The sequence below is a fragment of the Algoriphagus sp. NF genome, assembly GCF_028823735.1.
Classification (GTDB): Bacteria; Bacteroidota; Bacteroidia; order Cytophagales; family Cyclobacteriaceae; genus Algoriphagus; species Algoriphagus marincola.
Map to the genome: position 1 here is coordinate 121,229 of NZ_JAPEIB010000008.1, position 7,026 is coordinate 128,254.

Genomic DNA, 7,026 nt, shown 5'->3' on the forward strand with positions numbered 1-7,026 from the left:
GGGAAATATCAGAAGTCGTGATTCAGTTTTTTTCTCAAAATCCCAAATAAGCTGATCAGATCGGTTAATTTTGAAATCTGACACAAAAATAAGTGAATTGGTGAGAAAGAGCGAGCTTGAGTGCAGATTGGTAGGAATAATTGAATTTTAGAATAAGGCAAAACATGCAAGAAACGCAATATGATTTTGGTTTGATCGGTCTCGGGGTAATGGGGCGGAATTTTATTTTGAATGTAAAAGACAATGGCTTTTCAGCTTTCGGCTATGATTTGGATGCTGAAAAAGTGGAGGCTCTCCGGGAAGAAGGTGGTGATCGTTCTCGTGTCGATGCGACCCAAGATCTTTCTACTTTTTGTCAATCACTTAAGCGTCCCCGCAAAATCATGTTGCTTGTGCCGGCAGGGAAAATTGTGGATCAAGTCATTGAAGACTTACTTCCGCACCTTGATCAGGGCGATATCATCATTGACGGTGGGAATTCGTTCTTTTCGGATACAGATCGGCGGGATGCATATTTGAGCGAAAAGGGCATTCATTTCTTTGGTTCTGGGGTTTCCGGCGGTGCCAAAGGTGCTAGAAAAGGACCTAGTATCATGCCGGGTGGAAATAAGGAAGCTTACGAACATGTGCGCCCGATCTTTGAAGCAGTAGCAGCCAAGTATCAGGGTGAACCTTGCGTGGCCTACTTGGGTCCCAAGTCAGCTGGTAACTATGTCAAGATGGTTCACAATGGCATCGAATACGCCATGATGCAGTTGACTTCAGAAATTTACGATTTGTCGCATCGTGGAGCAGGTTTGAATAATGATGAGTTGCATGAGGTTTTTGATACTTGGAATAAAGGTCGTTTACAGTCCTTTTTGGTAGAAATTACTGCAGAGATTTTCCTTCAGGAGGATGATTTGGGTTCAGGCCGCTTGGTGGATATGATTTTGGATAAAGCCAAGCAGAAAGGGACCGGCAAGTGGACCTCCCAAAATGCTATGGATCTAGGAATTCCAGTTCCTACGATCGATATGGCTGTGAGTATGCGGGAGATATCGGCTTTGAAATCTTTGCGTGTCGATGCCGATTCACTTTACGATCGTCCAAAGCTTCCTGCTTTGTTAAAAGAAGAGTTAATTGAGCAGGCAGAACAGGCCTTGTATTTCTCCTTTATCATCTCCTATGCGCAGGGTTTGCATCAGCTTGCAGAGGCTTCCAAGGAATATGGCTACGAGTTGGATTTGGCTCAAATTGCCAAAATCTGGCGTGCCGGATGTATTATACGTGCGGGCTTATTGGCAGATATTGCAGAGGCCTTCGGCCAAAATCCAAAACTTGAAAATCTTTTGTTTTATCCAAGTTTTGTGGATAAGGTGAATGCAGTACTTCCTGCAGTTCGAAGAGTGGCTAGTCAAGCCCTGGAAAGGGGAATAGCCATGCCTGGCTTGTTGACTTCGATCAGTTATTTCGATGCCCTGACCACAGGCAGACTTCCGCTCAATTTGATTCAGGCGCAGCGCGATCACTTTGGTTCGCATACCTACGAACGCACCGATCGAGAAGGTATTTTCCATACAGAATGGGGGAAGAATTAATCCTCCCCCATTTTTTTGTCACTGAAGCCATTCGTAGCTTTTTACTTTTTGGGCTCCAACTGGGTTCCCAAGGTTTGATTACCACCTATCTCAATCACCGATGAGCCATACACTCGGATCGTTGACTTGATAAAGTCTTCTTCCGATGCCTCATAGATGTTATCCACATATTTTTGTGGATTGCGATCGATATAAGGGAACCAAGTGCTATGGATTTGGATCATGATGCGGTGGCCTTTTTTGAAGGTGTGAAGCAGATCCTGAAGTCGGAAATCCACATCGGTTGGCTTGTTTGGTTCGAATGGCTCGGGATTCTCGAAACTATTTCGGAATCGACCCCGCATCACTTCTGATCTTACGAGCTGCTGATAGCCACCCATGATTACATTCTTGGGATTATGATCATAATTCGGATGATCCTGAGGATAGACATCGATGAGTTTTACGATGAAGTCAGCATCCGTACCGGTCATGGAAACCTTCAATCGGGCCATGATTTCCCCTGCAAGGGTCACATCCTCAGCCAATACCTCTGTCTCAAAAGTAAGCACATCGGGCCTGCGTCCTGCTTCTCGCTGGTCATCACTCATAAAAAGTCTTGGTGTAAAAACTAGACTCTCTGTGTTGGAAGTGTATTGAACGGGCTTTGCAGGGTCACTGATATATTCAAATACAGCCTCTTCATCCAAAGGTTTGTTGACCGATAATTGGCCCCTTTCCCCAAAATAAAGTTTGGCTGGTTCGATTTCTTTTGGCGGCCAAGCGTCAAATTCTCTCCATTCCTTTTTGCCGGTATCGTACATGAGCGCTTCAGGGAGTTTCGGATTGTCGCCTCCTTTTAAGTGGTGGTTAAAAAACCTGCGCTCCACTTCTTTTTGATAGAAAGTATTGATGCTATCGCCGAAGTAAATATGGCCATGCGTGGTCTGACCAGTCTCAGGGCGAGACCATTGTCCGTGAGCCCAGGGACCCATGACCAGCATGTTTTCAGCCGAAGGACTCGTCCTTTCGATGGTTTTATAAATATTCAAAGGCCCATAAAGGTCTTCTGCATCAAACCATCCACCCACAGTCATGACAGCATGATCGATATCATTCAAATGAGGGAGAATGGCTCTTTTTTGCCAAAATTCATCATAGTTGGGATGCTCGGTGATTTCCTGCCAAAAGAAATTATCGTAATGATATTTCTCGGTGATATTTTTCAAAGGTCCCAAACGAAGGTTGAAATCATAGCCATCACTGATTGGCTGACTCATAAACCGGGCAAGCTTGTCCATATACCACGGAGAGCTCGTAGGACCATCATGCTGATACCCAAAAACCGGCATGGCAGCGGTATAGCTTTGAAGAAAAGCGCCATTGTGGTGGAAGTCATCAAAGAAAAAGTCTGCAATCGGAGCTTGGGGTGAAGAAGCTTTTAAGGCCGGGTGGGCATCGGGTAGCCCTGCTGCTGTGTAAAATCCTGGATAAGAAATTCCCCATTGACCGACTCTTCCATTATGCCCAGCAATGTTTTCCAATAGCCATTCTATCGTATCAAAAGTGTCCGATGATTCATCAACCGCCGTTTTGTTACTGACATCATTTCCCGGAATGTTGGGGGTCATATTCGTAAATTCTCCCTCTGACATCCATCGGCCCCGGACATCTTGGTAGACAAAAATATACCCATCTCGCATCAGGTAGCTACTCGGGCCTAGGCTAGTCTTGTAATTACTTTCTCCGTAAGGAGCCACGCTGTAGCATGTACGTTGCATCAAAAAGGGATAGATCTTTGATTTATCCTTTGGGATGTAAATGGAAGTAAACAGTTTAACGCCATCACGCATCGGTATCTGAACCTCCATTTTATCATAGTTTTCTTTGATATAGGTGGAGTCAGCCACTTGCGCAAACAAACTCCCTGTGACTAGCAGGAAGAAAAGAAGGAAAGTAGATAAGGTTTGTTTCATGTGTTTATAATTTGTTTTTAAGCGGTCACATGGAATCTTGCAATTATAGTTATACCCCGGTGTGAAGGGTACGTCATGCTCGATTTCATCTGATTATAATTTGTTTTTTAGTAGTCAGATGGAATCTCGCAGTTATAATCATCTCTCTGTGTGACGGGTACATCATGCTCGATTTCATGTGTTTATAATTTGTTTTTAAGCGGTCACATAGCTTGTCCCGAACTTGATTCGGGAGAATCCCTGTCTGTTTAGGCAGGCCTACCTGCGGAATGCAGGCTCGTTTTCATACTTGTGAAATTAAAGTTTTTTTGAAGAAAGGCTTCCTATCCATTCATTTATGTGCCATTGATGAGGATGGGATATAGTTGGGTTACTTGTGCTGATGCTTCAGAGGTTGCGGAATAGCTTTCTAAACCCTTACTTACCTCTTCCTTCCGCCTCAATCATATTCTCAATTCCTTTAAGTAATGCATCCGAATTAAAGGAAATACTATCTATTCCTTCTTCGATCAGGAATTGAGCAAAAGCAGGATTGTCGCTGGGTGCCTGACCACAGAGCCCGATTTTCTTGCCAGCAGCTTTGGCTTTTCGAATCACTTCCGTGATCATCCATTTCACAGCAGGGTTATTTTCGTCAAAAAGCTCGTTCAAGACCTCAGAATCCCGATCCACGCCTAATGTAAGTTGGGTCAGGTCATTGGAACCGATGGAAAAGCCGTCGAAGATTTGGGCAAACTTTTCAGCCAGGATCACATTGGAGGGAATTTCGGCCATTACGTAGATCTCGAGTCCATTCTTCCCCTGCTCCAATCCCAGCTTTTTCATCAGGGTAATCACTTTCTTGCCCTCCTCCGGTGTGCGGCAGAATGGAATCATCACTTTGAGATTTTCTAATCCCATGTCTTCTCTGACCCGCTTGACGGCTTGACATTCCAAAGCGAAACCTTCCCTGTAGCGCTCGTGATCGTACCGGGAGGCTCCTCGGAAGCCTAGCATGGGATTTTCTTCCCCAGTTTCAAATTGGCCACCTCCCAAAAGATGGGCATACTCGTTGGTTTTGAAATCGCTCATGCGCAATATCACATCCTTCGGATAGAAGGCGGCGGCTATCGTCCCTACAGCCTGAGACAGATTATCCACAAAATATTCTTGCTTGTCAGAATAGCCCTTGCAGAGGGTTTCGATTTGGGCTTTTTCTTTCAGATCCTCCAACTCATCAAAATGCACCAAAGCCATCGGATGCACTTTGATGCTTCCGTTGACGACAAATTCCATTCGCATCAATCCTACTCCTTGATTTGGGAAAAAGGAGAGGTTGAAAGCCTTTTCAGGATCGGCAAGGATAAACATGGGTTGGGTTTTGGGAAGCTTAAGGCCTTTGAAATTGTGTTCCTGGGTTTTCCACTTCAGTTTGCCGGCATAGACTTTTCCGATTTTTCCGGAGGAATTGTCTACTGTGACCAAGTCTCCATTTTTGAGCTTTTCCAGAGCCCCTTCTGCACCCACGATTGCCAGCGCCCCCACTTCCCGCGCCACAATGGCAGCATGGCTGGTTCTGCCGCCTTTGGCTGTAATAATGGCTCCGGCTTTTTTCATTACCGGATCCCAATCAGGATTGGTGATTTCGGTGAGAAGAATATCCCCTTTTTCCAGCAGATCAGCCTCAGCGGGAGAGTGAAGGATTTTGACTTTTCCGGCTGTGATTCCGTTGCCGATAGCATAGCCGGAACTCAGAAGCTCGCCTTTTTCTGTCAAGGAATACTCTTTCAGTACGTATGGATCCTTGTCAGCATGTACAGTTTCCGGTCGCGCTTGCACGATAAAAAGCTCTCCGGAATTTCCATCCTTAGCCCATTCGATATCCATGGGCATTTGGTAATGCTTCTCGATCTGCACCGCCCATTTCCCCAGTGTTTCGATTTCTTTTTCGTCAAGTACAAAGGCTTCTTGTTTTTCTTTTGGGGTATCTAGGTTGACTACTCCTCCCTTTTTTTCATAGATCATGGTTTTGGTCTTGGAGCCTATTTTCTTGGAAATAATGGACTTTTTACCCTTTTCCAAAGAAGGTTTGAACACCAAATACTCATCGGGAATCACTGCTCCTTGCACGATATTTTCTCCCAAACCCCAGCAGCCAGTAATCAAAACAGCATTGGAAAATCCCGATTCAGGGTCGATGGAAAAAGTAACCCCGCTACAAGCCAAGTCAGCCCTCACCATCAATTGCACACCTACCGAGAGTGCTATTTCGTGTTTGTCAAAGCCCCTGTCATGGCGATATTTGATCGCGCGGGCATTGTAGAGCGAAGCAAAGCAAGATCTGACGGTTTCTAAGAGCTTTTTTTCTCCTTGTATATTCAAGAAAGATTCATGCAATCCTGCAAAACTAGCTCCCGGAAGATCCTCCGCTGTAGCACTACTCCGGACAGCTACATCTACTTCGCGCCCATTTGCTTCGCAAAGCTTCAAGTAAGCTCCTTCGATTTCCTCGATCAATTCATCCGGAAAGGTGCCTTTGAGAAAAAGCTTTTTGATAGAGCTAGAGACTGAATTGAGGTTGGAAAAGTCTTTCAGATCCAACTGCTTTAGATGGTCGTGGATAGCTTCGTCGATTTGATTGTGCTGCACAAAAAGCCGGTAGGCATTTGCTGTCACAGCAAAACCATCAGGTATATTGATTTTCAGAGGAATCAACTTTTGAAACATCTCACCGAGAGAGGCATTTTTTCCTCCCACTTTTGCTACGTCTTCCATTCCGATCTCCCGAAACGATACTATCAAATCTGCCATCCTATTTGCTCGTTATTGATACTTAAAAATAGGAAAGAATAGCTCCGTTTTAGCTGATAAAAATCAGGCCTTTTCCTAATATTGAGTCCAGAAAATCAATTGATTAGCTTATGATGGTCAGTCTTTGAGTTCAAAATATTTTTTACCTTTGATCTGTAGCATTTTGCTGGATCAATGCGTTTTAGAACAAATTGCAACGAAAACCAAATAAAATTTTGAGATGAAAATTTTCTACACTTTTGCATTTATTCAATTTTTTGTCCTTTCATCTTATGCACAGACTGCTGAGAAATATTCTAAAAGTGAGGTGTTGCAGGACCTTAGCTATCTCCGGGAGAGTTTGGAAGCTGCGCATTTCGATCTTTTCAGATACACCTCTGAGACGGATTTTGAGCGGAATTATCAGCAGGTAAAAGCCTCAATCACCGCAGATTCGCTTAGCTATCTGGATGCGACTAAGTTTTTTCAGGCCGTTGTTTCCAAAGTCAACAATGGTCATACGGAGATCCCATTTCCGGGTCAGGCCTATGGTGAATATGCCTATGCTGGAGGGACAATTTTTCCATTAGAATTGGCCTTTGAAGAGGGAAAAGCATTAGTCAAGAAAAATTTTTCTGACACAGAGGAAATTCAGATTGGTACAGAATTGATAAGCATCAATGGGAAGCCGATTGAAGAAATCCTGAAAGAAATCTATCCGC

At 44.3% G+C, this 7,026-nt stretch carries 3 protein-coding genes and 1 pseudogene; 2 read left to right on the forward strand and 2 right to left on the reverse strand.

Annotated elements, in window-relative coordinates:
* The first annotated feature begins 164 nt into the window (after window positions 1-164).
* Window positions 165-1,580, forward strand: a complete 1,416-nt coding sequence (gndA, locus tag OU792_RS05795; protein ID WP_134200308.1) for an NADP-dependent phosphogluconate dehydrogenase — start codon at window positions 165-167, stop codon at window positions 1,578-1,580.
* A 41-nt stretch (window positions 1,581-1,621) separates the two neighbouring features.
* On the opposite strand, the gene OU792_RS05800 is transcribed toward gndA, so the two are convergent.
* Entirely contained in the window at window positions 1,622-3,535 is a 1,914-nt protein-coding gene (locus tag OU792_RS05800) for a CocE/NonD family hydrolase (protein WP_134200310.1), read from the reverse strand.
* A gap of 417 nt (window positions 3,536-3,952) precedes the next feature.
* Window positions 3,953-6,325, reverse strand: coding sequence for a phosphoenolpyruvate synthase (gene ppsA, locus OU792_RS05805; protein WP_274669707.1), 2,373 nt, complete (start codon window positions 6,323-6,325; stop codon window positions 3,953-3,955).
* A gap of 220 nt (window positions 6,326-6,545) precedes the next feature.
* On the opposite strand from ppsA, the pseudogene OU792_RS05810 reads away from it, so the two are divergent.
* Window positions 6,546-7,026 (forward strand): annotated as a pseudogene (locus OU792_RS05810) (hypothetical protein); the annotation flags it as partial.

Bases quoted from the DNA above. Each gene is read 5' to 3' on its own strand.
- gndA (WP_134200308.1), top strand. From the start codon at position 165: ATGCAAGAAACGCAATATGATTTTGGTTTGATCGGTCTCGGGGTAATG.
- OU792_RS05800 (WP_134200310.1), bottom strand. From the start codon at position 3,535: ATGAAACAAACCTTATCTACTTTCCTTCTTTTCTTCCTGCTAGTCACA.
- ppsA (WP_274669707.1), bottom strand. From the start codon at position 6,325: ATGGCAGATTTGATAGTATCGTTTCGGGAGATCGGAATGGAAGACGTA.